The organism is Deefgea chitinilytica (assembly GCF_016881405.1).
Taxonomy (GTDB): Bacteria; Pseudomonadota; Gammaproteobacteria; order Burkholderiales; family Chitinibacteraceae; genus Deefgea; species Deefgea chitinilytica.
Window position 1 is genome coordinate 283,018 of record NZ_WOFE01000002.1, and the last position, 23,666, is coordinate 306,683.

The window sequence follows — 23,666 nt, forward strand, 5'->3', positions numbered from 1 at the left end:
GATTTCACAGTGAAACGTAAAGTTGTTTTGGCCAGTAGCCTCACCTTCGCCGCCCTTGCTATCGCGTACGTCGGAGGCAGCTATTTTGCCGGTCAAGCCGTCGAAAAAACCATGCAAAAACAGCATGATTGGCTTAGTAACTTACCGTACTTCATTGTGAAATCACATAACTACCAACGTGGCTGGTTTAGCTCGACTGAAACTACCACCTTGCAAGTACGCCCTGAGCTCTATCGCTTCTTGCTGGAAAAAGAAGGTCAGCCGCTGCAAAAATTTGAAGTGACCTACACCAATCACATCAAACACGGCCCACTGCCTTTACTGACACAGTTTAATTTCTTGCCGTATAAAGCTGCAGTCAATACTGAATTTGCCTTTTCAGCCGATACCCAGAAGTTTTTAGCCAAATTCTTTGGTGAACAAAAACCGATTACCATCGAAAACCGCATCAGTTTTAACGATGACGGCATTGTGCGCTTATCAGTTCCTAGCTTTGAATATGAAGAAGCACTGTCGGGTATTAAAGCGCACTGGAAAGGCCTTGAAGCGACCTTAGATTACGGTGGCGATTTTAATCGCGTAACGCTGATTGCCAATGCGCCCGGCATTACTGGCGAAGCCAAAACCAAAGGGCAATTTGCGCTCGCTGATTTCAGTTTAAAAATGCAGCAGGTGCGTGGCACCAGCGGCATTATGATCGGCAACACGGACGCCAAAATCGGCAAACTTGATTTGCAACTGATTGAAGGCACGCCGATTAAGCTCAATTTAGAAAATTTAACTTATGCTGGCGACATCAAAGAAGCAGGTGAGTTTATCAATGGCAGCGCTAAAATTGACCTCGCTAAGCTGATTCTCGACGGCCAAACCTATGGCCCCGCAGTTTTAATCGCTGAAGCCAATCACTTACACGGCAAAACGCTGGCTAAAATTGGTGATGAACTCAGCCTCATTCAAAAACAAAATTTGGATAGTGAGCAGCTCACCGCAGCATTAACTCACCTAGCCAAAACGCACGGCCTACCCTTACTACAAAACGATCCCCAGTTGGCGATCAAAAAACTGGAAGTCAAATTACCTGATGGTAAAATCCACTTTACTGGTGAAGTCGGCCTAAAGGGTTTTGTCGCTGCGGATCTGGATAAACCCGTCGACTTGGTCAACAAAATTTCGGCCAAAGCAGACTTTGCCGTGCCACGAAAAGTGGTGGAAACACTGGCGCTATGGCAAGCCCGCAATGTATTTGGCGGGCCGGATACGCAAGTGGATCTAGACTCGTTGGACTTCTTAGCGGGACAATTTGTCGAAGGCCAAATCAATAGACTCGCCGAGCAAAATCTGATCCGCGTCGAAGGCAAATTACTCGCCACAACGGCGTCATTAAATAAAGGCATCTTCATTTTAAATGGCATCAAAGTACCGCTACCGTGGGAAACACCGGCAGCGAACTCTGAAGCAAAATAAACACCGCATCGTGCGCGACCAAGGTCTCGAGTTCATCGAGGCCTTTTTTATTGAATCCATATTTTAAAGCAGGCTATCCGTGCAAACTTGGAGCATTTTTTGCCGCGTCGTCGATAATTTTGGCGATATCGGCGTATGTTGGCGCTTAGCAAGGCAATTGGCCAACGAGCACGCCGTTGCAGTCACTTTATGGGTCGATGACCTCGACAGCTTTGCCAAAATTCGTGCTGAAATTCAGCCGACCTTGGCCGAACAAACGCTCGAATCCGTCACGATTCGACATTGGTCAGCAGTGTGGACCGCTGAAACACCAGCCACAGATGTGGTCATTGAAACCTTTGCCTGCGATTTACCACCCGCCTACATCGAACAAATGCGCGCCCGTAGCACGCCACCGATATGGATCAACCTCGATTATCTCAGCGCCGAAGACTGGGTGAGCGGCTGTCATGGCCTACCCTCGCCGCAAAGCGGGCTCAATAAATATTTCTTTTTCCCTGGATTTAATGCCAAAACTGGCGGGCTGATCGGCGAGCGAAGTATGCGCCAACAGCGTGCCGCATGGACTGAGCATGATGCCGCAGAATTGCGCCAACAGCTCGCGCCGCGCTTGCCTTTACTGAGTGCTGAAACGCAATACTATTCATTATTCGCCTATGAAAATCCAGCGCTCAATGCCTGGCTAGAGCAGCTCAAAAATCATCCGAAACCGGTCGTGCTTTTTGTGCCAGAAGGTAGGGTATTGCCTCAAATCCAGCAATTAATAAAGCAAGGTGAGCTACACACCGGAGAGGTATATCAATACGGCTCGGTCAGTATTGTGATTTTAGCGATGCTCAGTCAAGATCAGTATGATCAATTACTCTGGAGCTGCGATCTGAATTTTGTGCGCGGAGAAGATTCATTTGTTCGCGCGCAATGGGCTGGGCTGCCGATGATTTGGCAGATTTATCCGCAAGCAGACAACGCTCACCTCGAAAAACTCGCGGCCTTCTTGCAACTGTATTTGGCTGACCTACCCACGACCATCGCACACGCATTACACGATTTTTATTTCGCGTGGAATCAAGGTGGCGAGATTGCGTCAAGTTGGACAATCCTCAATACCGAGTGGGCTATTTTGCGCCAACATGCGCAAAGCTGGGCAAAGCGACTAGCGGCGCAAGGAGATCTTGCGACTAATCTGGTCAAATTCACCCAATCCAAGTTAAAATAGCGGATTGTGTCGAGCGCGTTTTAAAAGTACTGATCAGTTAGTAGCAAAACATAGCCACAAAGCTGTCGCTTGAAAGGCTAAGGCGGTACTCACTGCGTTAAGCACGCAGAACTGTTGCTTATGCTTTGCCTTAATGCTTACAAAATCGCCGCACTCTTAAAACCCGTTCTTATTTAAACTGCATTTAGGTATGTAAAACATGGCAATTAAAACTGCACACGAAGTCCGCGCTGGTAACGTCATCATGGTTGATGGCCAACCTTTAGTCGTACAAAAAACTGAGTTCTCAAAATCAGGCCGTAACTCTTCAGTTGTGAAAATCAAGTCAAAAGGCTTGCTGTCAGGCTCTGGCTCTGAAGTCGTTTACAAATCAGACGACAAAATGGAAGTGGTCGTTCTGGATCGTCTGGATTGCACCTACAGCTACTTCGCTGACCCTATGTATGTATTCATGGACGAAGAGTTCAACCAATACGAAGTTGAAGCCGACAACCTTGGCGATACGCTCGGTCTGATCGTTGATGGCATGGAAGACAAATGCCAAGTGACTTTCTACGATGGCAAAGCAATCTCTGTTGAATTGCCAACTGTCGTGGTTCGTGAAGTTGAATACACTGAACCCGCAGTTCGCGGCGACACTTCTGGCAAAGTCATGAAACCAGCTAAATTGAAAGGCACTAACTTTGAATTGCCAGTAGCGGCTTTCATCGAAATCGGCGACAAAATCGAGATTGATACCCGCACTTACGAATTCAAAAAACGCGCCTAATCGCTGCGATTTGAATCAAAAAAAGCCACCGATTTCGGTGGCTTTTTTGCGCTTGATCGATTTGTCAAAAAAAAATTGCATCGGTAGCAGGCCAATAATTACCTTGATGACACCACACATAAAAAAGCCCGCATTGCGGCGGGCTTAAATCCATTCACTGCGACATCGTACTCGATACTAGCGCAGAATTACTCCCACTCAATCGTTGCAGGTGGTTTACCGCTCACATCGTATACCACGCGATTGATGCCACGAACTTCATTGATAATGCGGTTTGAAACTTTACCGAGCAAATCGTACGGCAATTCGGCCCACTTAGCCGTCATAAAGTCGCTGGTAATCACTGCACGTAATGCAACTACATAGTCGTAAGTACGACCATCGCCCATGACGCCTACTGATTTCACCGGCAGGAATACCACAAACGCTTGGCTAGTTAACTCGTACCACGATTTGCCGCTCTTTTCATCAACGGCAGCGCGCAATTCTTCGATAAAGATTGCGTCAGCGCGCTTGAGTAATTCGCAGTATTCTTGCTTCACTTCGCCAAGAATTCGTACGCCAAGGCCTGGACCTGGGAATGGGTGACGATAAACCAGTTCGGGCGCAAGACCGAGCGCCACGCCAAGTTCACGTACTTCGTCTTTAAACAATTCGCGCAATGGCTCAAGCAAGCTCAATTTCATCGTTTCTGGCAAGCCACCGACATTGTGGTGACTCTTGATCGCATGGGCTTTGCCCGTTTTCGCGCCTGCCGATTCGATCACATCGGGATAAATCGTGCCTTGCGCCAGCCATTTTGCGCTTGGCAATTTAGCTGATTCGGCTTGGAATACTTCAACAAACTCACGGCCAATGATTTTACGTTTCGCTTCTGGATCAGTCACGCCAGCCAAATGGCCCATAAATTGCGCAGTGGCGTCAACGTGGATCACCCGTACACCCAAATGCTCGGCGAACGTCTCCATCACTTGCTTACCTTCATTCAAGCGCAGCAAGCCGTTATCGACAAACACGCAAGTCAGTTGATCGCCAATCGCACGGTGAATCAGCGCAGCGGCGACCGATGAATCCACACCGCCTGACAAGCCCAAAATCACTTCATCACTACCCACTTGCTCGCGGATTTTCACCACGGCTTGGTCGATGTAGTTAGGCATGGTCCAGCTAGGCTCTGAGGCACAAATATCGAGCACGAAATGATTAATCATTTCGCGACCTTTGATCGTATGCGTTACTTCTGGATGGTATTGCACAGCATAGAAATTGCGCTTGGTATCGGCCATTGCAGCAATCGGGCATGATGCATTGCTGGCGATCACTTCAAAGCCTGCTGGTATCGCAGTCACTTTGTCGCCGTGGCTCATCCAGACTTCTAGGCATACTTTGTCACCATGCACACGGTCTGATAGGCCTTTAAAAAGTGGATTATTGTTATTGACTTCGATTTCAGCAAAGCCAAATTCGCGCACCGTACCTGCTTCAACTTTACCGCCCAAGCTTTGCGCCATCCATTGCATGCCGTAGCAAATCCCCATCACAGGAATGCCTAGCTCAAACAAAGCGGGGTCGGCTTGATAATCTGATTCGTACACCGAGTTTGGACCACCCGATAGAATAATCCCCTTAGGGTTAAATTCTTTAATGAAATCAATGCTCACATCAAATGAGTGCAACTCACAGTAAACATGCGCCTCACGCACACGACGGGCAATCAGCTGCGTCACTTGTGAGCCGAAATCAAGAATCAGAATTTTATCCATGCTGTATTGTCCAAAGATGTGCGAGAAAACAGCGCATTTTACCGTGCATCCCGCATTAGCGCGAGTCCATATAGCGCATGGATATCCTCGCCCCGCTAAACTTAAATGAGCAGATTCGGTGGCGATAGCAACTCAACAAATAAAATCAACCGAAACCAACCATCACCACGCAGACCAAAGCGGTCATATTAGGAGCATCTGCTGGTGTTTATGCTATTAGTCGCGGGGAGCAAGCAAAGATCAACAGCCCTTAGGGAGCGGCTGGCACTGCGTTGATGATTTTTAAAATTTTATCAAATGCCCCACCACTTGATTGAATCAATGTAAAGTGATCACCACTAATTTTGCTCACATTGACCACATTCCCCAGTTTAAGTTGCTGTTGTTGGTAACTATCGGAATTTTCAGCTGAAACAATTGAATCGCCCGTCGCCGAAATCATATAGATCGGCACGCCTTTCGCTGACATTTGTTGCGGACTCACTTCGGTCTCAGCAAAACTACCGCGTAATTTCGGAATATTGCTTGCGCAGCCAGTAAATCTTTTCTGACTTTCATAAGCCGCTAAATCAGCTATGGCAGCGAGACCAATCACCGCTTGTGGCAAAGTGGGATTATTTTTATACAACAGACTCGATGTCGGAATGCTGGCTCTGGAGCCCGCCCACAGTGCCAAATGACCACCAGCAGAATGGCCGATGACCACCGTGCGCTTTAGATTGACTGGCAAATTGCTCAGCATCACAGGTAATGAATCCATCGCTGTTGCAATGTCTTGGAAAGTATCTATCGCTTGATAAGGCAGATCTTCAGGCACGCGATATTCTAAATTTAAGGTAGCCCAACCTGCGCGGGTCAAAGAATCAGCCAAAGGCTGCATAATTGATGCCGATGCAATAAAACGATTCCAACAGCCGCCGTGAATAATCACTGCCAAAGGAAAAGGGCCGCTTCCACTGGGTGCTTTATATAGCCCATATTGTTCAGAGCGTGCACCATAGCGCACAATCAATGAAGTCGTGGGCTCGTTTGTCGCAGCCGTTGCCACAGGCGTTGAATTGACGGTACTCGGCGCAGCACCACCGCCCCCGCCGCCCCCACAGGCCGTGATAAAAAACACCAACAAAAGCCAGAAGTAAGCCATTTTGCACCGCCCTAAGAGCAAGTTACTAATTGGTATTAATTTACACCGATTAGTTAAAATGCAATACAAATCATCTGAGCAACTGATAATGCACAACAAGCCTATCAAATCGATGATCGCTAATCGATTAAGCCTTTCATCAGCTATGGCATAATCTCGAGATTGAGTAACCCAGTTCACCTCTATGCCGCACACGGCCTTTTGGCACTCACCTTCCATCACTGCGCCCCGCGAATTACGCCCGTGGCTGAGCGAGCGTGGCTCGCTGACGCAGCGATTAATCGCACATTTTTCGCACTTTCATGTGCGCGTATTGCAGCAAGGCTGGCACCCCCCCCACTTAGATGAGCGCACCGTATTACAACTACCCCGCCAACAAACGCGAGTCGCCAGTCGTGAAGTACTCTTATGCTCTGCCGACCGCCCCCTCGTATTTGCACACAGCATCACGCGCCGAGCGAGCCTGCAACGTGGTTTTCATTTATTTGGCCGCTCAGGTAGCCGCCCGCTCGGTGCGTTGCTATTTGCCGATCCAACGATTCGCCGCTCGCATTTATCTTGGCGCAAACTCAACCATCGCCACCCTCTGTGGCAAAAAGCCGTCGCTGCCGCTGGCCCGCAAGCGGCTACACTGTGGGCGCGGCGTTCGGTGTTTTATGCTTGCGGCGACCAACTCCTCGTGACCGAAGTCTTTTTGACTGATTTTTTAACCTCATCGGGCATTGATTTTTAAATGACTCAGCCACTCAAGCAACGTCTTTCGCCGTATTTTCGCCTTGCCCGTATGGATAAACCCATCGGCACTTTATTGCTACTGTGGCCGACGCTGTGGGGCTTATGGATTGCAGGGCAAGGCCGGCCAGATTGGCATTTGGTGGTGATTTTTGGCCTTGGGACTTGGCTGATGCGCTCAGCCGGCTGCGTGATCAACGACTGGGCAGATCGGGATTTTGACGGCCATGTCGAGCGCACCCAACATCGACCACTGGCCACTGGCGAAATCAAATCGCGGCATGCGCTATATTTTGCGGCGGCCTTGGCGCTACTGGCCTTGCTGGTCGCGCTGCCACTCAATCGTTTTGCCTTACTTCTGACGATTCCGGCGCTATTTTTAGCGGCAACTTACCCATTGACCAAACGCTTTTTCCCCGTGCCGCAAGCGTATCTTGGCATTGCGTTTAGCTTTGGCATTCCGATGGCATTTGCCGCACAAACGAATGCAATTCCAATGATTGCATGGCTACTGATGCTCGCCAATTTGCTGTGGACGGTAGCCTACGATACCGAATACGCGATGGTCGATAAGCCCGATGATTTGAAAATCGGCATCAAAACCTCAGCGATTACCTTTGGTAGGTATGACGTTGCGGCGGTAATGACATGCTTTATTGGATTTTTAGCCTTGATGATCTGGATTGGCATTCTTGCTGGACGCAGTTGGTTTTACTTTGCGAGTTTATTCGTCGTGGCTGTGGAGATTGAACAGCAATATAAACAAATCCGCTCTCGTGATCGCCAAGCCTGTTTTGCGGCTTTTCTAAAAAATAACCGCATCGGCGCAAAGATTTTCCTAGGTCTACTAGCTGATTACTTGATCATCGGATAACGCTATATATGCTCACGTCCGCTGAACAAGGCAGCATCATGCGCCAATTGTCCGATCTAGAATCGGGCTCAAGCAGGCAATGGTATTGGCTGGAAATCGCACAAAAATATCCAGCCTCCATCGTCAATAAGAAGACCAAATTGGTCAGTATTGCTTTGCGTTGCTTGGGTATCAATGCCTGCGCAGCAATACTGCGCCGATTTGGCATTAAAGGACTCAATCTTTACCACGCAGCCAGTCAACAATTCTGGGCGCTGGCACAACACAAAAGCAATGACGCGCTACTGTTTTCGGGTTGTGTCTTGGCCTTACTGCTGGGATTTAATCGACTGCCTGCTAGCCAACAACTCGCCGCTTGGGTCGTCGGACTCGGTGGTGCAACTTGGCAGCTCATCCGCACGATACGGCAATTCACCCCACCCGTGCTGCCCGAATCCGACGAAGAAAGACTACCCGGCGCAGAAGCTAGCCTCGGTTTACAAGGCATGCTGCTGGCCGCTGGCGTAAGCCCTGCAGTATCCGCGGCTTTAGTCAAAGGCATTACCCAAGACCCTGCCGGATTTCTTGCTCCGCTGTTAGCAAATCTACCCAGCCTCGCGCCCGACTCGCAGCCCAGCCGCGCCCAACAAATTGCTCTCAGTACCACACCTTGGCTGCTCATCGGCATCTTGAGCAGCTGGCTCATCGGTTTATTACCCGCATTTTGGGGCGGCGGTCTTGTATTGTTCTTGATGCTAGCGGCTGGCTGGGGAATTCACCGTTCAGTCAAACCAATTGGTTTATTGGCGATCAGTTGGCTGGCCTGCGGCCTGCTCGCGCGATTGACACATTACATTTAATGGCAACACCATGAACGCAAACTCACCAATTCTGTATTCTTTTCGCCGCTGCCCCTACGCGATGCGCGCACGGCTGGCCTTATGGCACAGTGGCGTCGTCGTTGAATTGCGTGAAGTAGTCTTACGCGCAAAACCTTTAGAATTGCTCGCTATTTCACCGAAAGGCACCGTGCCCGTGTTGCAATTGACCGACGGCACCGTCATTGAGCAAAGCTTAGACATTATGCACTGGGCGCTGGCGCAATCGGACCCCCACGATTGGCATCCGACTGAATTGGCTCAGCAGCAAAACGCGCTAATTTCCCGCCATGATATTGAATTTAAACCGCTACTCGACGCGTATAAGTATCCGGAACGTCACTTGGCACTGAGCCTAGCCGAACATCGTGGTAGAGCGATGTATTGGCTTGAAGCCAATATCAATCAAAGGCTAACACAATATACTCACTTAATCGATAACACAATGCGGCTTGCAGACGCGGCAATTGCACCATTTATTCGCCAATTTGCTGCGGTAGATCGCGCATGGTTTCAATCCCATGCGCCGCAAACATTACAAAACTGGCTAGCCCAATTTATTGAATCAGACTCACTCGCCGCCGTGATGGAAAAATACCCACCGTGGCAGGCTGGCACTCCGCCATGCTATTTTGGCCGAGGCAATTCAGCGTTTTAACGGCGCTTTACGCGCGTCGCCATATGCTTCGCGCTCAAAGCAGTTGTCGCGATAAAAGCGTCGCCCACGCAGCAATTGCCAACAGCTAGACCCGATATACAGCGGAAAAAACAACACGCCCCAACGCGCATACTGCCTGACGTGCACGCGCTCATGCTCGCGCAAAGCCACCATTTGCTCAACATCTCGGGCGATGACGACGTGACCGAAAGTAATCGCGCCAAAATGACGCACCCATTGCGCACAATAGCGTGGCGCACAGACTTCCAACACGCCTGTCACCCAGTTAACCTTACCGCCCAGCAAAAGCAGAGGCAGTGCTAGTATTAAGCCACAAGCGCTTGCTGGAAATGCCCACAGATAAATACCCCAGCATCGAATATGCAACATTAGCGAACGTCCCATCTTTATTCCGCGAAAATTTAATCTAGATCTGATGATCAGCACTGAGCGTATATTTAAGTGGCTTGCGCCGCCGTGCTAGAATATCGCCCTATCGACTCATAGAACAATACAGGTGCAGCATGGCAGGTCATAGCAAGTGGGCAAATATTCAACACCGAAAAGGGCGTCAAGATGCCAAACGCGGCCAAATTTTCACCAAACTGATCAAAGAAATCACCGTTGCCGCCAAAATGGGCGGCGGCGATGTTTTGATGAATCCACGCCTGCGTTTGGCGATTGATAAAGCCAAAGCGCAATCAATGCCCAAAGACAATATCGAAAACGCAATCAAGCGCGGTACTGGCGCGCTGGAAGGCGTCGATTACCTTGAAACCCGTTACGAAGGCTATGGCTTAAACGGCGCGGCGGTGATGGTCGATTGCCTGACCGACAATAAAGTACGCACCGTCGCCGACGTGCGCCACGCCTTTGCCAAATACGGCGGCAATATGGGCTCGGACGGCTGCGTGTCGTTCCAGTTCAAACACTGCGGCTATTTGATTTTCGCACCGGGCACCAATGAAGACGCATTGATGGAAGCAGCACTCGAAGCCGGTGCCGACGATGTAACGACCAATGAGGACGGCTCAATCGAAGTCATCACCCCGCCGTACGAATTTGTAACGATCAAAGAAACGCTGGAAGCCGCTGGTTTTAAAGCCGAAATGGGCGAATCAACCATGAAACCGCAAGCTGAAACCGAACTTGAAGGCGACGACGCGATCAAAATGCAAAAACTGATCGACGCGCTGGAAAGCTTGGATGATGTGCAAGAAGTGTATACGACGGCGGTGTTTGACGAAGAATAATCTTCGTTTGAGATCATTAAAAAAACCGCCATGATTTTGGCGGTTTTTTCATATTGTAAGGCGTATTCGACGCACAGCGGCAATACGTCAACCATGGCTCATTCATGCGGCGTAATGCCTTCGGCGATCAGTCTCTATTTGCTCGCTTGCAAATGTCATCATCGGCCCCACTGTGCTTAGCATCTGTGGCTTTTCTAATCAACGGAGTAATCACCCATGCTCAGACAGCTCGAACTCAAAATCATGCCGATGGCGCTGATGTTGATTTGTGCATTATTAATGGCCGCCTTGAAATGGGTTCTACCGACATTGGATTTACCATTACTGCTCAATGACTTGTTCGGCAGTGGGCTAATTTTGCTAGGTGTAGCGATTGTACTAGCAGGCGGATGGGCGTTTCGTAAAGCACAAACGACATTTAACCCACGTACACCCGCTGCGGCTCGCGAATTAGTCGTTAGCGGCGTTTATCGTTACTCGCGCAACCCAATGTACTTGGGATTTTTAATTATCTTACTTGGCTGGGCGGATTTATTAGCCAATCTGGCCAGCTTCACCGTACTACCCTTATTCATCCTGTATTTGAACCGTTTTCAAATTCAACCCGAAGAGCGCAGCATGCACGCGCTATTTGGTGCCCAATTTGTCCGCTACTGCCAACAGGTACGACGCTGGATTTAGTCGCGTAACTGTCAAGCGCATTACACCGCTGCTTCCGCTGTAGGTGCAAGTCATCCTACTCAGCGAAATAAGAAATAATAAATCACATAAAACCAGCTCAAAAAGCCGTGAATAATCGCCCATAGAATCGAATGATTGGCGCTCCATGACAGCGCGACAGCGATGAGGGTGCCAAGACTAAAACCACCGAGGGCATTTTTCATTTTTGCATCCTTGTTGAGTGTGCCGACATCATAAAGTAAAACTAGCGTCAGCGGCAGCCACAAATCACGGCCATAGTGGGCTGGCGTTGAACACACAAAGCAGTTCGACTTGCCGTGCGGTATACTGCGCGCATTCAATCATCACTAGGAAAATCTTCATGCGCCCTTCTCAACGCCAGCCGAACGAACTTCGTACTGTCACCCTCACCCGTAATTACACCTGCCACGCCGAAGGCAGCGTCTTGGTTGAGTTCGGTAACACCAAAGTATTGTGTACCGCCAGCGTCGAAGAGAAAGTACCGCCGTTTTTGAAAGGCAAAGGCGAAGGCTGGGTAACGGCGGAATACGGCATGTTGCCGCGCTCGACCGGCAGCCGCATGAAGCGCGAAGCGGCAGCAGGCAAACAATCGGGTCGCACGCAAGAAATTCAACGCCTGATTGGCCGTTCACTGCGCGCTGTCGTTGATTTAAAAGCCTTGGGCGAGCGTCAAATCACGATTGATTGCGACGTAATTCAAGCCGATGGTGGTACCCGCACCGCCAGTATCACTGGGGCGTTTGTCGCGCTGACCGATGCCATCAACGGCCTGATCGCTGCAGGCAAACTAGAGGCCAGCCCGATTCGCGAAGCCGTAGCAGCCGTGTCGGTCGGCGTAGTTGGCACAACGCCGGTGCTCGATCTGGATTACATCGAAGACTCAGCCTGCGAAACCGATATGAATGTGGTAATGACCGCTACGGGTAAATTTATCGAAATCCAAGGCACCGCCGAAGGCGAAGCGTTTAGCCGCGCGGAAATGAATGCGCTGCTGGATTTGGCGGAAAAAGGAATTGGCGAGTTGATTGTGAAACAAAATGCGGTGCTGACGGTTTAATTAAACCTAGGTATTGCCATCTAAGCATTATTAAATATGCCTTATGTGGCAATACACATAAACTAGCCAATTAATATTTTTGCTGTGCCGCGATGATTGGACTGGGGCTTAAAAACCCCGTCCAAGCGCACCGAGCGAGGGAGAGAGACAAACAGCCTCATCGTTTGGCTCACGACTGACCGAGGGCATCGGGGACCGATGCGCGCCCCGGGGCGGCTTCTTTGCTTACTTTCTTGGCCGTTCAAGAAAGTAAGTCCCCGTCGCGGATTGCGACTGTAAAACACTGTGCCGCAGGCACTTAAAACATGAACAAACCAGACCAACAAATCAAACTCATCCAAGACGATGGCCGCGTGTTTGTCGATATGCCCGATGGCGACGATCATGTGTGCGCCAGCTGTGGCGCTTGCTGTAATCACTTTCGAGTGTCGTTTTATGTCGGAGAAATCGCTGGTGGCTTGGCCGACGACGCAATTGGCGTGCCTGCTGATAAAGTCATTCCAATCACGCCGTTTTACGCAGCGATGGCCGGAACGAATCAAGAAAAACCGCGTTGTGTGTGTTTTGAGGGTGAAGTCGGCAAAAGTAGCCGTTGCAGTATTTACCAACACCGCTCCAGCACTTGCCGTGAATTTTACGTGCACGACGAGCAAGGCCAGCCCAATCCCGCCTGTCAAACCGCCCGCGCCGCGAATGGCTTGCCGCCACTCACGGCGATTTTAATAAAATAAAGGGTATTGGGCTCTAAGCAATCAAAATTATTGCTTAGAGCCCAATACCCTTTTAAATTATTTTACGTTTTTGCTGATCAGTGCTTGAATATCGCTAGGTCGATGCAAGGCTTCGCCTTGGCTAGCAAAATTTTTCAACTTGCCATTTTCTAGCTGCCCAACTTCGAGTTTGCGGTTTTCGGCATCGATGAGCAGATACGTCGCACGGCCTGACTGTTCGCTGAGCAAATACAGTACTTGCTCTTGTTTCAATATCGCCCCGCCCAGCGCGGATTTCACCGCTGCGGCATCGCTGCCTAAGAGCGTATTCAAATCCGCTTCAATCGGGCTCACCGCAGTGAACAAACCCATCTCGGCTGCCGTTTTACCCGTCAAACCGCTCAGCATTTGCCAACTGGCGTTGGGTTTAATGGCTTGACCAATCAGCGCAGCCGTTTTGTCTTTCAGCGCGCTACTAACTTTGCTGGCATCGATTCCAAGTGGGGCTAGCGCTTCGTTGGCTTGCCCCATTGTTTGATCAATTACCGCGTTCGCTTGATTTTTTACTTCTTGCCCAACCACAGCGGCGACTGATGAGGCCGCTTGCTGAGCCAACTGAGCACCTTGATCACAGGCGCTTAAACTCAGTAATAGTGCGGCGGGGATAATTAGCTTTAACATAATGACTCCATGTATGTGCCGGATATAAAAGTACCTGGCCAGCAGCTTGCGTCGTCAACACACAACTAGCAGCGTACTGGCATCATCTCTTTCGCCCGCCGACACAATTACTCAATAGCTAATACTTCAACTTCAAACGTCAACGTCGCATTGGCTGGAATCACGCCTGGCACACCGCGGCTGCCGTAGGCCAATTGTGGCGGGCAAACCAATTTGGCTTTACCGCCCACTTTGATTTTTTGCACGCCTTCAGTCCAGCATGGCACCACGCCGCTCAGTGGAAACGTTGCGGGTTGGCCACGTTTGTAAGAGCTATCAAACTCTTTGCCATCGGCTAAAGTGCCACGGTAATGCACCGTTACGGTATCTGTTGCTTTGGGTGCCGCACCAGTACCAGCTTTTAATGTGGTGATTTGAATACCACTTGCAGTCGTTTCAACGGGCGCAGCAGACGCGGCCAAGGCACCGAGTGAACTGCTAAGTAAGACTGCAGCAACGAGTAAATGTTTCATAGTTTTTCCTTTTGGCATAAAAAAATCAGCAAAATGCTCATGATGCTTATTTTGCTGCGGGAGATCGCTTCAAGCAAAGTCAGTGCTGGTTAAAATATGCGTATCGCTTATTTCGTGGGCGAATTTTGCAATTCGCGCAATTGTCGTATCCGCGCTTCGATGCTAGATAATAAATAAAAATCATTACCCGGCTGTTTTAACGCTAAATCAAACTGCTCGAATGCAGGGGCATACTCTTGCAGCCTAACGTAATATTCGCCTTGCGCCTGATACTGCCGCATTAAATCGCCTTTTTGGGCATACATTTTAGCCATTCGTTGGTACAACCATGCGTCCGATGGATACAACTCTAACGCATCGTTGATATTGGCCTGCGCCGCAGCCAGATTATTTCCAGCGATTTGCGCATCAATTAAGCCATACACTAAAGCACGGCTGGCCGGAAATTGCAGCGTTGCCTCCTGAAAGATTTGCTCTGCTTGTGCAAATTGCCCTTGACCGATTTTGATGCTACCGGCCAAAAACTCCAGCATCGGGTGACTTTTCCCGCTCTTGCCCTTGTTCAGGCTGGTTTTGGCCTCTTGCATCGCGGCCCATGCTAAATCATATTGCCGCAACAAATAATGAGAATAAGCCAACCCATAACGCTGTGCCGTTTCATTGGCAAAGCGTTTTTCCGCAATCATATTTGTGTAATACGGCACACCTTCACGCCCGCCCATTTGTAATGCGCGGCTTTTTTCGCGAATAAACAAAAATTCGAGGCTGTCTGGAATGGGCTTGAATTTAAATTCATTGGAACGCGCTTGAGCGTCAGACATGCGCTTATAAGTAACGGGATGGGTGCGCAAAAAATCAGGGGCGTTGTTTTCATACAAGCGATTGTGTTTTTGTAAACGCTCAAAAAAAGTCACCATCGCATTCGGATCGTAACCAGCTTTTTTCAGCGTTTGCATCCCAATCCGATCGGCCTCTTGCTCAAATGAATAAGTGAAATCCAACTGCTTTTGCACCGCTAAACCTGTGCCAGCGGCCACCGCCGCCATTGCGGCGTCACCATGACCAGCCTGCGCTGCTAACAACGCCAAGGCGATGGAACCCAAAGAAAGCCACATGCCGGATTTAGTACCATCGATCAATCGAGCAATATGCCGTTGGCTCACGTGAGCGATTTCATGCGCCAATACGCTAGCAACTTCTGATTCATGCTGTGCTTGCACAATCAAGCCGGTATGAACACCAATAAAGCCACCAGGCATCGCAAACGCATTCACGTTGGTATCCAACAAGGGAAAAAAAGTAAATTGCTGATCGCTGACTTCAGCGGCATCGGTTAAGCGATGCCCCATTTGATTGAGATAAGAGACAATTTCAGGGTCATCCATCATTGTCCCGCCACGGCGAATTTGCCGCATTGCGTTCTCGCCGATTTCGCGCTCTTGCTGCGTACTTAAACCTTGTTGCGAGACATCACCAAAATCAGGGATATCCGCCGCGCGCACGGGCTGCACCGCTAAACTCAATAGCAAGAAAAAAGTAATGACTTTTTGCTTCACAATGTCCCCGTTCAGTCGCAATAAAATTCTGCACCGCGCCGACCTACACACAGCATCGAAATGGCCGCTTACCGCGTGTTGAGTTCACGGGTTAAGCCAAAAATAAATTGCTAAGTAGCGTAGTATTTTGCCGATGGATAAATAAAAAATTACAGGCAACCAAGACCAACGCAACCAGCCCGCCACACCACAGAGGGCATCCCCAACAATCGGCAGCCAAGAGAACAGTAAACTCACTGGGCCTAAACTTTGCAAACACTGCAGCCATGGCTTTTGCGGCGCAGGCGGTATTTTCCGCCCCAACCACACCGTTAATAAGCCACCAAGCACATTACCCAGCGAGGCCACCGCCACGGCCAATAAACCTAAACTCGGTTTAAAATGCAGAGCCGCCGCTAAAGTGGCTTCAGAATTGCCGGGCAACAGCGTGGCCGACAAAAAAGCAGAGGCAAACAGCCCCGCCAGCCACAGTAAAATCTCCATTAAAAAGCAAATGCAGCGCCAGCATGCGCGCTAATCGCTGCTGCGACATCGGCAAATAGTTCACCATCGCCACGGGTGTTGATCCAGCGACCGTCCAGCAAACGATAATGGTAGCCACCTGAGCGCGCCGCCAGCCAAATTTCTTGATTCGCAGCATGACGATTCACAATCACTTTGCTACCGTCTTCAAATTCAAGCTCTAGCACATTGCCAGTACGCAAGCTATCAACATCAAACTCAACGTCGTCGAGTGCCAGTTCAATCTTGGCAAAGACGGCATCGCTCACATCTAAAAACTCTGATTCGGTCATTTCTATCCTTTCCGGCTAGCGCCATTTTGACAGCACTGTGTATCGAACTGCCATGCTAAAATACCAATTCTACCACCGACAAGCTTGGCTCTTATGCGCGCACTCATGACCTTTCTCATCTTTGCTTTCACCCTCAGCGCTTGTGGCTTTAAAGGGCCGCTGTATTTACCAAAACCAATCGAGGCTAGTAAAGCAAATTCAGCCAGCAAAGCCGCCGCCAGTGCAATCACTGAATAAGATTCAGGTAGGCTGTGCTTGAGTAGTTTTATCCGCTAAGAAAATAATTCATAACTGTTCGAACAACGCGTTTTATGACTTATTAATTTTAGTCGCGGAAGAATGAGACAATAAAAAAGGCGATTAAAATCGCCTTTTTTATTGACTTGCTAGAACTTAAAATCGTTCCGGCAATTTTTGTACAATAATAATTCGTTTGTTTTCCAAGCGAATATAACCGCCAAACACGAGTTCTTTCAAAATTCGCGCGATCATTTCACGCGAAGAACCAACTCGATCGGCAATCGCTTGCTGCGTCAACGGCTGAGAAATCATTTCTTGCCCATCCACCGTTTCCAACATCGATTCAAACAAGGCACGCACACGTCCATACACATCGAGTAATGCTAAGTTTTTCATCGTCGTTGAAAGTACGCGCACCATTTTTGCCAAATTAGCGATCACCAGATCTTTCACCTGCGGTTCACGATTTAATGCATCTTTGAATTCATGTTTGGTAAACATCAAAAACACACAATTTTCTTCACACTGCACTGACCAACCACGTGGCTCATCATCAAGCAAAGAAATTTCACCAATGGCATCACCCGGCTCGGCAATCATAAATACAAATTCTTTACCTTGGTTATCGCTACTAAAAAAACGCGCCTGACCTTCCAGCAAAACATACATTCCCTCGGCTGGATCGCCTTCGCGGAATACAAAAGCACCTTTTGGCATCGTGCGCTTCACGCCAACTTGCACCATATATTCAAGTTGCTCATCCGAAAAACCAGCCAACAATGGCACTTTTTGTAAAATTGATAGCATACAAAACCCTGTAATTAACGCTAAATTGAGCGTGATTAAATTTGTTTTTCAAAGAAATTAAAACTGCTCAGGCAATTTTTTTAATAGTAATAAACGCTTACGACCCGTCTCAACATAACCTCCGGCGACCAATTCGCGCATAATTTTGGCAATCATTTCACGCGATGCGCCCACACGATCGGCAATGTCTTGTTGGCTCATTTGCTCATCAATTAACAAACCATCTTCGGTTGGCTGCGCCAAGCGCTCGAATAAAACGCGTACTCGACCATAAACGTCTTTCAAAGCAAAATCCCGCACCATTGCCGCCAGCGAATTGATCACCGTCATCGCACCGATCAGCATTTGATCTTTCAACTCTGGATTACTCACCAATAAGTTCATAAAGTCTGCTTTATAGATGCACATCACCACGCAATCGGATTCGGCCTCGGCACAAATCGAACGGCGCTCATCACAAAACAGTGCGAGTTCACCAAATGAAATCCCAGGATCAGCAACGTGATACACAAACTCTCGACCACTATCATTGCTTGAATAGAGTTTAAGGCGCCCTTCTAGCAGCACATACATGCATTCAACAGGATCGTTTTCATAAAATAAAACCGATCCTTTCGCTACTTGGCGCTGTTTGCCCACTGCTTCGACCTGCAGTAGTTCTTCGTCGCTCAATGAGGAAAATAATTGAGTCTGGGCCAATAATGGACGCATGTTTTACCTATACAAAATTAATGTTTTCCCGCTTTTTCCGCAGCTGGCGCAGAGGCCTCATTCGCTGCCGATGCTTTGCCTTCTAAGTCAATCTCGGCGATGGGCGATAATGAGCCAGTCTTCACATCAGGCGGTGGCGCGACCTCGGTAATTTTTTTGGCCTGCATGTATTCATTCATTTCTTTCCAACCGGCATAGATATCCGCTTTGGCCACTTTAGGATTACGACGATAGCAATCCTCGAGCGAACGACCACTATGGCGGCACGATGCACCCACCGCTTTGCCATTGGCCTTTTGCTTATTAACCAATTCAAGAACTTGATCGCAACCGCTGAGCATCAACATCAGCGGCACTAACAGGGCAAGATATTTGACTGACTTCACGGGCAAGGCTCAATATTTATTTTGTCAAACTAAATTGTATGTGAAAAAGCCCATCAAGTCGCAAAGACATGAAGGGCTTTGGAATTTAGTCGTGTTTAAATCAACAATTCTCAAGCTTATGCTTGCTGAATGCCTGCCAACAACCAGCGCGGATCATTACCCAGCGGGCGCACAAAGTGCCAAATTTCACGGAAAGGAACCGGTGCAGCATGCAGGCTTTCACTCACGCGGCCGGTAAACTCAACGCTGGCAATCATCCGATTTCCTTCGTTCACGGCCTCTAGCAAGTTCAAATGCAATTCAGGGAACTCCGCCACCTCCGTATTGCTGCCGATTTCATCTTTCAAATCAGCAAACAATTCAGGGGTCATGTAGCGACGCATTTCTTCCGCTTGCGACGGTGAATTGAGCGATTGCATATGCATAAAGCTCGCGCGCGCCTGACGCAAAAATGCTGCAACTTCAGTGCCATCTGGCAAGCGAGTCAAAGGCTGTTGCTGCGCTACTGTACCGCCAAACAGACCGCCCGTTGCTGCTGGCGCAGCGCTACCTGCACCTTCGCCAATACGGAACACTCGATCTTGTTGCGCCGCTGGCTGTGCAGGCGGGAACGATGGCGCAGAAGACGCACCTGCATAGGCCATACCGTTGTTGGCTTGAGCAGGTTTGCGACGACGCATCCACATCACGCCACCCGCAGTCAATGCGCCAAGCAGTAACAAAGTACCCCACGGTATTCCACCATCACCTTGCGCGGCACCAGAAGCATTATTTGAGCCAAACATGTAACCCAATAAAGAGCCTGCCGCCAAGCCGCCCAGTACACCGCCCATCATGCCCATGCCGCCTGATTTTTGCGCCGGCGCCATTGGTTGTTGTTGCGGTTGCTGCTGAACATTATTGTTACGCTGTGGCGCAGGCGCGGTTTGGCGTTGCATACCGCCTGAACGGCCGCCACCGACCCGTTTTGCTTCCGCGATATTGGCCGCAAATAAAGTGGTGCTCATCATCACAACCATCAAAGTTTTAGCAAAACGAGCCATTCCGAATCCTTGTTAAGTAGTGAACTGTTATTCCTTAGTGGGGTTGAAAGCGGAAAAGTTCAATAGCATAGCAAATATTCTCTTCCTGCCTAGTCAGAGAACCCAATGAGGTATCAGTCAGAAATCAATACAAATCAATAATCAGCAACAAATACCCTAAGTTCTTGCGAACTTAGCCGCGATGACCACGCTCAATAGTCACGCCCACTTTAGCCACGTCCTGCAAAATACCCAATTTAGTCACCGAGACTTTAATCCACGGTGCACCAAAATCATTGAGTACAATTTTCGCGATATGCTCGGCCAGTGCCTCCAGCAGTAAAAAATGCTTTTCAGCTAAATCTTGCCGAATTTGCGTAACGACTTTGTCGTAATCAATGGTGTCGTTCAGATGATCAGAAACACAAGCCCGCGCAGACGGGAGGCCAATTTCTAGATCCAACTCGACCACCTGAGCATTGACCCGCTCCCAGTCATACCAGCCCAAAACGGTACTGGCACGTACTTGCTGTAAATAAATAATATCCATGAGTGTTTTACACCGACTAAGATGCCCCAAACGATGCAATTTGAGGCCAAGGCCAGTTTAGCTTAGAATCGAAAGCCTTCAATTGTAGTGGAAATATAGATGTCGCTGCCAATGTCACTGCTGATTCTTGCTGCCTATTTATTAGGTTCGCTGTCTTTTGCCGTTATTGTGTCTAAAACCATGGGGTTGGCCGACCCACGCACTTACGGCTCCAACAACCCTGGCGCGACTAATGTATTACGCTCAGGCAATAAAAAGGCAGCCGCACTCACGCTACTGGGGGATGCACTTAAAGGCTGGCTTGCGGTTTTTGCCGCCCAACAGCTTGCGCCACTGCTCGGGCTCGGTGACGCGGGTTCGATCCCATATACCCAAGCGATTGCCGCCGTGGCAATTGCTGTAACGATTGGTCATATGTGGCCGATTTTCTTTAAATTTAAAGGCGGTAAAGGGGTTGCCACTGCGGCAGGGATTTTACTTGCACTGAACGTTTGGCTGGGTTTAGCCACGTTGGCCATTTGGATTTTTGTTGCCAAGGTGCTCAAAATTTCATCCCTTTCGGCATTAATTGCCGCAGTATTTTCCCCCTTACTGACCCTCTGGCTGATGCCTAATCAGCCAATTTACTTAGGCGCTGTAACCGTCATTGCAATCTTGCTCATCCATCGCCATAAACAAAATATTATTGGTCTAATGCAGGGCAAAGAAAGTAAAATTGGCGACAAAACCAAACCTTAAGCGCAACAAAAAGCCGAGCGAAATGGCTCGGCTTTTTTTGCTTGATGCAAAGTTTTAACCTTGCTTAGTGGCATCACGCACGATACGGGCTTTTTCTCGCGCCCATTCACGATCTTTTTCTGATTGACGCTTATCGTGTTGCTTCTTACCCTTGGCAAGACCAATCTCGACTTTAATAAAGCCATTTTTCAAATGCATATTAATCGGCACCACGGTATAGCCGGCGCGCTCAACTTTCATCGCCAATTTTTCAATTTCGCGCTGCTTCAGTAATAATTTACGGGTACGAACCACATCTGGAAACACATGTGTTGACGCATTAAGTAATGGTGAAATATGACAACCAAACAAATAAAAATCGCCATTCTTATAAATCACATAGGCTTCTTTAAGTTGGATGCGACCTGCGCGGATGGATTTAACTTCCCAGCCTTCTAACACAATGCCAGCTTCGAGTTTTTCTTCAATAAAGTAGTCGTGAAACGCCTTGCGATTATCAACGATAACCATGATATGCCTCCTGAACAGACAAGGATTCTAACATGCCAACGCCCAAGCTCGCAGCCCATCGGATACTTTGTCTCTACACGGGCGGCACCATTGGTTGTATGCCTAGCCCGCTAGGACTTGCACCTGCTGCTGGCATATTGCAACAACCCTTGCAGCAACTCACACGTGCATCACACCGCCAAACGATTGAACTCACCTTGCGTGAATATCCACAATTACTCGATTCATCAAGCATGCAAGCCAAAGACTGGTTGCGGATTGCTCAAGACATTCATAACGCTTACGACCATTTTGATGGTTTTATCGTCTTGCATGGTACCGACACACTGGCATGGACCGCAGCAGCACTACATTGGCAACTAGCTCACATCGCTAAACCCGTTGTGATTACCGGATCGCAACGCCCGTGGCACCAAGCAGGCACTGATGCTATTGCGAACGTCGAATTGGCACTCCAAGCGGCAACCGGCGAGCAAACAGGCGTCATTGTGGCGTTTGGCGGCCAATTATTACCGGGCTATGCGGTCAAAAAACTTGATGCTGATGCCGATGCTGCCTTTGCAGCCCCCAACTGGGATGGCATTTGGCCAAATATTCCCCGTGAAAATTATCACTTTCAAGCGCTTGACCCCAGCCTCGCTATTTTGCCGATTAAGCTTTTCCCCGGCACCGAGTCTTGGTTAGCACACAGCTTAACTCGACCAGACATCAAGGGTATAGTAATTGAAAGCTATGGTAGTGGTAATCTGCCTAGCAATACCCCTCTTGAATCTGCACTACTTCAATTGGCGCAACAGGGTACGGTTGTGATTAATTGCACGCAATGCCTACGAGGAGAGGTGCGCCAAGGTCATTACGCTGCGGGCAATTTTATGCAGCAAATTAAAGCCTTGCCCGCTGGTAAAATGAGCATTGAAGCAGCAACAACATGGCTGTACACCGCAATTAAGCCCGATTCGACGCAAGATAGCCTCGCCAAAGCATGGCAATCGGCGCAGCTTGTGGTATAGTGGCGCCCTATCGTTGTTTTGCACGCTATTTGGCGCGCCAAAACACTCGACGGCGGGCCTCCCCGCATAGCTAGAAGGTGAACCTGGTCAGGTCCGGAAGGAAGCAGCCACAGCTTTTGATGCTAGTGCCGGGGGTCAGGCTCGCCACCTTCCCCTCATCAAAATCGTGATTAATACCGTTTTTTGCCCACCGGCCAAATTCTTGATGCGCGTCAACGCACACGATGCAGCAATCCCGCATGATTCGTTTCGCAAGCTGATGCTTCGTGTATCTCCAGTGGTATTTGAGCGCCATTCCTCGTAAACCGTCGAATGGCGTTTTTTTCACCTTGAATCCCAGCGCACTCCCCTGCATAATCGCCCAAATCATTTTTTGGCGTGCCTCATGAAATTCCTCTTCGACCTATTTCCGATTTTGCTGTTTTTCGGCGCTTACAGCTTTACCAACGATATTTACTTTGCAACAGGTGTCACCATCGCCGCCGCCACAGCACAAGTCGCCTATTGCTGGATTCGTCATCGCCACGTTGAAAAAATGCTCTTAATTAGCTTCGTCATGATTGCAGTACTGGGCGGAATGACCATTATTTTTCACAATAAGCAATTTATTATGTGGAAACCCACCGTACTGTATTGGTTCTTTGCCGTACTCATTATGTCGATGTGGCACTTAAAACAAAAAAACTTAATTGAAGCGATGATGGGTACACAAATCGCCTTGCCTCGCCCGATTTGGACACGCGTGATGTACGCTTGGGTTGTGTTTTGCGTCGTACTAGGGGCGTTAAATATTTTCGTTTTCCACAATTATTCGGAAGCCATCTGGGTAAAATTTAAAGTATTTGGTACTTTAGTGCTCACACTTGCCTTCTTTATCGCGCAGTTTATGTATTTTTCTAAGTACATTCTCCCAGAAGACGAAAACCAAACAGCCGATTCAGAATAAGGAT

The 23,666-nt window shown here is 48.9% G+C and carries 30 protein-coding genes and 1 other RNA gene; 16 read left to right on the forward strand and 15 right to left on the reverse strand.

Translation table 11 applies throughout. The features are described from left to right. Nucleotides 1-9 precede the first annotated feature (9 nt). From GM173_RS06955 to GM173_RS06965, 3 genes are all read left to right on the forward strand, one after another. On the forward strand, nucleotides 10-1,464 hold the full coding sequence (locus GM173_RS06955) for a YdgA family protein (protein ID WP_203570640.1): 1,455 nt from the start codon (nucleotides 10-12) through the stop codon (nucleotides 1,462-1,464). 79 nt (nucleotides 1,465-1,543) lie between these two features. Next, complete coding sequence (gene earP / locus GM173_RS06960; RefSeq protein WP_203570641.1) at nucleotides 1,544-2,680, forward strand: elongation factor P maturation arginine rhamnosyltransferase EarP; 1,137 nt, start codon at nucleotides 1,544-1,546, stop codon at nucleotides 2,678-2,680. 205 nt (nucleotides 2,681-2,885) lie between these two features. Beyond that, on the forward strand, nucleotides 2,886-3,449 hold the full coding sequence (locus tag GM173_RS06965; RefSeq protein WP_203570834.1) for an elongation factor P: 564 nt from the start codon (nucleotides 2,886-2,888) through the stop codon (nucleotides 3,447-3,449). Nucleotides 3,450-3,637: 188 nt separating this feature from the next. Here the strand turns inward: GM173_RS06965 and guaA are convergent, their stop codons facing one another. Both guaA and GM173_RS06975 read right to left on the reverse strand, forming a co-directional pair. Beyond that, nucleotides 3,638-5,212, reverse strand: coding sequence for a glutamine-hydrolyzing GMP synthase (gene guaA / locus GM173_RS06970; RefSeq protein ID WP_203570642.1), 1,575 nt, complete (start codon nucleotides 5,210-5,212; stop codon nucleotides 3,638-3,640). Nucleotides 5,213-5,462: 250 nt separating this feature from the next. After that, the gene (locus GM173_RS06975; protein WP_203570643.1) at nucleotides 5,463-6,356 is read right to left on the reverse strand and encodes an alpha/beta hydrolase family protein; all 894 of its coding nucleotides are present in this window, start codon (nucleotides 6,354-6,356) and stop codon (nucleotides 5,463-5,465) included. 184 nt (nucleotides 6,357-6,540) lie between these two features. On the opposite strand from GM173_RS06975, the gene GM173_RS06980 reads away from it, so the two are divergent. Genes GM173_RS06980 through GM173_RS06995 form a run of 4 tightly spaced genes read left to right on the forward strand, consistent with a single transcriptional unit; the run spans nucleotide 6,541 to nucleotide 9,477 of the window. Next, nucleotides 6,541-7,089, forward strand: a complete 549-nt coding sequence (locus tag GM173_RS06980) for a chorismate--pyruvate lyase family protein (RefSeq protein WP_203570644.1) — start codon at nucleotides 6,541-6,543, stop codon at nucleotides 7,087-7,089. Continuing rightward, complete coding sequence (ubiA, locus tag GM173_RS06985) at nucleotides 7,090-7,962, forward strand: 4-hydroxybenzoate octaprenyltransferase (RefSeq protein ID WP_203570645.1); 873 nt, start codon at nucleotides 7,090-7,092, stop codon at nucleotides 7,960-7,962. Between the two features lie 8 nt (nucleotides 7,963-7,970). Then, nucleotides 7,971-8,801 (forward strand): hypothetical protein, encoded by an 831-nt coding sequence (locus tag GM173_RS06990; RefSeq protein WP_203570646.1) that lies wholly within the window; start codon nucleotides 7,971-7,973, stop codon nucleotides 8,799-8,801. Between the two features lie 10 nt (nucleotides 8,802-8,811). Further along, nucleotides 8,812-9,477, forward strand: coding sequence for a glutathione S-transferase N-terminal domain-containing protein (locus tag GM173_RS06995; protein WP_203570647.1), 666 nt, complete (start codon nucleotides 8,812-8,814; stop codon nucleotides 9,475-9,477). On the opposite strand, the gene GM173_RS07000 is transcribed toward GM173_RS06995, so the two are convergent. Further along, on the reverse strand, nucleotides 9,466-9,882 hold the full coding sequence (locus GM173_RS07000; protein ID WP_203570648.1) for a hypothetical protein: 417 nt from the start codon (nucleotides 9,880-9,882) through the stop codon (nucleotides 9,466-9,468). The genes GM173_RS06995 and GM173_RS07000 overlap by 12 nt on opposite strands. A 119-nt stretch (nucleotides 9,883-10,001) precedes the next feature. Here GM173_RS07000 and GM173_RS07005 point away from each other — a divergent pair, with 119 nt between their 5' ends. Both GM173_RS07005 and GM173_RS07010 read left to right on the forward strand, forming a co-directional pair. Next, complete coding sequence (locus GM173_RS07005) at nucleotides 10,002-10,730, forward strand: YebC/PmpR family DNA-binding transcriptional regulator (protein WP_203570649.1); 729 nt, start codon at nucleotides 10,002-10,004, stop codon at nucleotides 10,728-10,730. A gap of 216 nt (nucleotides 10,731-10,946) precedes the next feature. Beyond that, on the forward strand, nucleotides 10,947-11,411 hold the full coding sequence (locus tag GM173_RS07010) for a methyltransferase family protein (RefSeq protein WP_203570650.1): 465 nt from the start codon (nucleotides 10,947-10,949) through the stop codon (nucleotides 11,409-11,411). Nucleotides 11,412-11,470: 59 nt separating this feature from the next. Here GM173_RS07010 and GM173_RS07015 read toward each other — a convergent pair whose 3' ends face one another. Further along, a complete protein-coding gene (locus GM173_RS07015) occupies nucleotides 11,471-11,614 on the reverse strand; it encodes a hypothetical protein (protein WP_203570651.1) in 144 nt (47 codons plus the stop codon). A 158-nt stretch (nucleotides 11,615-11,772) separates the two neighbouring features. Here GM173_RS07015 and rph point away from each other — a divergent pair, with 158 nt between their 5' ends. Together rph and GM173_RS07025 are read left to right on the forward strand one after the other, a co-directional pair. After that, on the forward strand, nucleotides 11,773-12,489 hold the full coding sequence (rph, locus tag GM173_RS07020) for a ribonuclease PH (RefSeq protein WP_203570652.1): 717 nt from the start codon (nucleotides 11,773-11,775) through the stop codon (nucleotides 12,487-12,489). A gap of 305 nt (nucleotides 12,490-12,794) precedes the next feature. After that, entirely contained in the window at nucleotides 12,795-13,220 is a 426-nt protein-coding gene (locus tag GM173_RS07025; protein WP_239078413.1) for a YkgJ family cysteine cluster protein, read from the forward strand. Between the two features lie 57 nt (nucleotides 13,221-13,277). Here GM173_RS07025 and GM173_RS07030 read toward each other — a convergent pair whose 3' ends face one another. The 5 genes from GM173_RS07030 to cyaY form a co-directional block, all read right to left on the reverse strand. Further along, nucleotides 13,278-13,880 carry a hypothetical protein gene (locus tag GM173_RS07030; RefSeq protein WP_203570653.1) on the reverse strand — a complete coding sequence of 201 codons (603 nt, stop codon included), beginning with the start codon at nucleotides 13,878-13,880 and terminating at the stop codon, nucleotides 13,278-13,280. A 107-nt stretch (nucleotides 13,881-13,987) separates the two neighbouring features. Continuing rightward, nucleotides 13,988-14,392, reverse strand: a complete 405-nt coding sequence (locus GM173_RS07035; protein WP_203570654.1) for an FKBP-type peptidyl-prolyl cis-trans isomerase — start codon at nucleotides 14,390-14,392, stop codon at nucleotides 13,988-13,990. Between the two features lie 107 nt (nucleotides 14,393-14,499). Further along, nucleotides 14,500-15,948, reverse strand: coding sequence for a beta-barrel assembly-enhancing protease (locus GM173_RS07040; RefSeq protein ID WP_203570655.1), 1,449 nt, complete (start codon nucleotides 15,946-15,948; stop codon nucleotides 14,500-14,502). An 84-nt stretch (nucleotides 15,949-16,032) separates the two neighbouring features. Then, nucleotides 16,033-16,431 (reverse strand): YqaA family protein, encoded by a 399-nt coding sequence (locus GM173_RS07045; RefSeq protein ID WP_203570656.1) that lies wholly within the window; start codon nucleotides 16,429-16,431, stop codon nucleotides 16,033-16,035. Further along, on the reverse strand, nucleotides 16,431-16,742 hold the full coding sequence (gene cyaY / locus GM173_RS07050) for an iron donor protein CyaY (RefSeq protein WP_203570657.1): 312 nt from the start codon (nucleotides 16,740-16,742) through the stop codon (nucleotides 16,431-16,433). The genes GM173_RS07045 and cyaY overlap by 1 nt, the downstream gene beginning before the upstream one ends. 105 nt (nucleotides 16,743-16,847) lie before the next feature. Here cyaY and lptM point away from each other — a divergent pair, with 105 nt between their 5' ends. After that, nucleotides 16,848-16,979, forward strand: a complete 132-nt coding sequence (lptM, locus tag GM173_RS07055; RefSeq protein WP_203570658.1) for an LPS translocon maturation chaperone LptM — start codon at nucleotides 16,848-16,850, stop codon at nucleotides 16,977-16,979. Between the two features lie 156 nt (nucleotides 16,980-17,135). Here the strand turns inward: lptM and GM173_RS07060 are convergent, their stop codons facing one another. The 5 genes from GM173_RS07060 to GM173_RS07080 all read right to left on the reverse strand — a co-directional run bounded on the left by GM173_RS07060 (nucleotide 17,136) and on the right by GM173_RS07080 (nucleotide 20,458). Then, entirely contained in the window at nucleotides 17,136-17,789 is a 654-nt protein-coding gene (locus tag GM173_RS07060; protein WP_203570659.1) for a Crp/Fnr family transcriptional regulator, read from the reverse strand. 57 nt (nucleotides 17,790-17,846) lie between these two features. Then, nucleotides 17,847-18,500, reverse strand: a complete 654-nt coding sequence (locus GM173_RS07065) for a Crp/Fnr family transcriptional regulator (protein WP_203570660.1) — start codon at nucleotides 18,498-18,500, stop codon at nucleotides 17,847-17,849. A gap of 17 nt (nucleotides 18,501-18,517) precedes the next feature. Further along, nucleotides 18,518-18,886, reverse strand: coding sequence for a hypothetical protein (locus GM173_RS07070; protein WP_203570661.1), 369 nt, complete (start codon nucleotides 18,884-18,886; stop codon nucleotides 18,518-18,520). Nucleotides 18,887-19,002: 116 nt separating this feature from the next. After that, nucleotides 19,003-19,929: a Tim44 domain-containing protein gene (locus tag GM173_RS07075; protein ID WP_203570662.1), complete on the reverse strand. Its 927-nt coding sequence runs from the start codon at nucleotides 19,927-19,929 to the stop codon at nucleotides 19,003-19,005. Nucleotides 19,930-20,101: 172 nt separating this feature from the next. Beyond that, nucleotides 20,102-20,458: a dihydroneopterin aldolase gene (locus GM173_RS07080; RefSeq protein WP_203570663.1), complete on the reverse strand. Its 357-nt coding sequence runs from the start codon at nucleotides 20,456-20,458 to the stop codon at nucleotides 20,102-20,104. 99 nt (nucleotides 20,459-20,557) lie between these two features. Here GM173_RS07080 and plsY point away from each other — a divergent pair, with 99 nt between their 5' ends. Then, a complete protein-coding gene (gene plsY / locus GM173_RS07085) occupies nucleotides 20,558-21,196 on the forward strand; it encodes a glycerol-3-phosphate 1-O-acyltransferase PlsY (protein ID WP_239078414.1) in 639 nt (212 codons plus the stop codon). 54 nt (nucleotides 21,197-21,250) lie between these two features. Here plsY and smpB read toward each other — a convergent pair whose 3' ends face one another. After that, on the reverse strand, nucleotides 21,251-21,706 hold the full coding sequence (gene smpB, locus GM173_RS07090; RefSeq protein ID WP_203570664.1) for an SsrA-binding protein SmpB: 456 nt from the start codon (nucleotides 21,704-21,706) through the stop codon (nucleotides 21,251-21,253). 32 nt (nucleotides 21,707-21,738) lie between these two features. On the opposite strand from smpB, the gene GM173_RS07095 reads away from it, so the two are divergent. The 3 genes from GM173_RS07095 (at nucleotide 21,739) to GM173_RS07105 (ending at nucleotide 23,662) form a co-directional block, all read left to right on the forward strand. Beyond that, complete coding sequence (locus tag GM173_RS07095) at nucleotides 21,739-22,716, forward strand: asparaginase (RefSeq protein WP_203570665.1); 978 nt, start codon at nucleotides 21,739-21,741, stop codon at nucleotides 22,714-22,716. 51 nt (nucleotides 22,717-22,767) lie between these two features. Further along, an RNA gene (gene ffs, locus GM173_RS07100) (signal recognition particle sRNA small type) lies at nucleotides 22,768-22,865 on the forward strand. Between the two features lie 236 nt (nucleotides 22,866-23,101). Beyond that, nucleotides 23,102-23,662: a septation protein A gene (locus tag GM173_RS07105; RefSeq protein ID WP_203570666.1), complete on the forward strand. Its 561-nt coding sequence runs from the start codon at nucleotides 23,102-23,104 to the stop codon at nucleotides 23,660-23,662. The last annotated feature ends 4 nt before the right edge of the window (nucleotides 23,663-23,666 follow it).

Excerpts from the sequence above, each read along its gene's own strand:
- guaA (WP_203570642.1), bottom strand. The coding sequence starts at position 5,212 with ATGGATAAAATTCTGATTCTTGATTTCGGCTCACAAGTGACGCAGCTG.
- GM173_RS06975 (WP_203570643.1), bottom strand. The coding sequence starts at position 6,356 with ATGGCTTACTTCTGGCTTTTGTTGGTGTTTTTTATCACGGCCTGTGGG.
- GM173_RS06980 (WP_203570644.1), top strand. The coding sequence starts at position 6,541 with ATGCCGCACACGGCCTTTTGGCACTCACCTTCCATCACTGCGCCCCGC.
- ubiA (WP_203570645.1), top strand. The coding sequence starts at position 7,090 with ATGACTCAGCCACTCAAGCAACGTCTTTCGCCGTATTTTCGCCTTGCC.
- GM173_RS06990 (WP_203570646.1), top strand. The coding sequence starts at position 7,971 with ATGCTCACGTCCGCTGAACAAGGCAGCATCATGCGCCAATTGTCCGAT.
- GM173_RS06995 (WP_203570647.1), top strand. The coding sequence starts at position 8,812 with ATGAACGCAAACTCACCAATTCTGTATTCTTTTCGCCGCTGCCCCTAC.
- GM173_RS07000 (WP_203570648.1), bottom strand. The coding sequence starts at position 9,882 with ATGGGACGTTCGCTAATGTTGCATATTCGATGCTGGGGTATTTATCTG.
- GM173_RS07005 (WP_203570649.1), top strand. The coding sequence starts at position 10,002 with ATGGCAGGTCATAGCAAGTGGGCAAATATTCAACACCGAAAAGGGCGT.
- GM173_RS07010 (WP_203570650.1), top strand. The coding sequence starts at position 10,947 with ATGCTCAGACAGCTCGAACTCAAAATCATGCCGATGGCGCTGATGTTG.
- GM173_RS07015 (WP_203570651.1), bottom strand. The coding sequence starts at position 11,614 with ATGAAAAATGCCCTCGGTGGTTTTAGTCTTGGCACCCTCATCGCTGTC.
- rph (WP_203570652.1), top strand. The coding sequence starts at position 11,773 with ATGCGCCCTTCTCAACGCCAGCCGAACGAACTTCGTACTGTCACCCTC.
- GM173_RS07025 (WP_239078413.1), top strand. The coding sequence starts at position 12,795 with ATGAACAAACCAGACCAACAAATCAAACTCATCCAAGACGATGGCCGC.
- GM173_RS07030 (WP_203570653.1), bottom strand. The coding sequence starts at position 13,880 with ATGTTAAAGCTAATTATCCCCGCCGCACTATTACTGAGTTTAAGCGCC.
- GM173_RS07035 (WP_203570654.1), bottom strand. The coding sequence starts at position 14,392 with ATGAAACATTTACTCGTTGCTGCAGTCTTACTTAGCAGTTCACTCGGT.
- GM173_RS07045 (WP_203570656.1), bottom strand. The coding sequence starts at position 16,431 with ATGGAGATTTTACTGTGGCTGGCGGGGCTGTTTGCCTCTGCTTTTTTG.
- cyaY (WP_203570657.1), bottom strand. The coding sequence starts at position 16,742 with ATGACCGAATCAGAGTTTTTAGATGTGAGCGATGCCGTCTTTGCCAAG.
- lptM (WP_203570658.1), top strand. The coding sequence starts at position 16,848 with ATGACCTTTCTCATCTTTGCTTTCACCCTCAGCGCTTGTGGCTTTAAA.
- GM173_RS07060 (WP_203570659.1), bottom strand. The coding sequence starts at position 17,789 with ATGCTATCAATTTTACAAAAAGTGCCATTGTTGGCTGGTTTTTCGGAT.
- GM173_RS07065 (WP_203570660.1), bottom strand. The coding sequence starts at position 18,500 with ATGCGTCCATTATTGGCCCAGACTCAATTATTTTCCTCATTGAGCGAC.
- GM173_RS07075 (WP_203570662.1), bottom strand. The coding sequence starts at position 19,929 with ATGGCTCGTTTTGCTAAAACTTTGATGGTTGTGATGATGAGCACCACT.
- GM173_RS07080 (WP_203570663.1), bottom strand. The coding sequence starts at position 20,458 with ATGGATATTATTTATTTACAGCAAGTACGTGCCAGTACCGTTTTGGGC.
- plsY (WP_239078414.1), top strand. The coding sequence starts at position 20,558 with ATGTCGCTGCCAATGTCACTGCTGATTCTTGCTGCCTATTTATTAGGT.
- smpB (WP_203570664.1), bottom strand. The coding sequence starts at position 21,706 with ATGGTTATCGTTGATAATCGCAAGGCGTTTCACGACTACTTTATTGAA.
- GM173_RS07095 (WP_203570665.1), top strand. The coding sequence starts at position 21,739 with ATGCCAACGCCCAAGCTCGCAGCCCATCGGATACTTTGTCTCTACACG.
- GM173_RS07105 (WP_203570666.1), top strand. The coding sequence starts at position 23,102 with ATGAAATTCCTCTTCGACCTATTTCCGATTTTGCTGTTTTTCGGCGCT.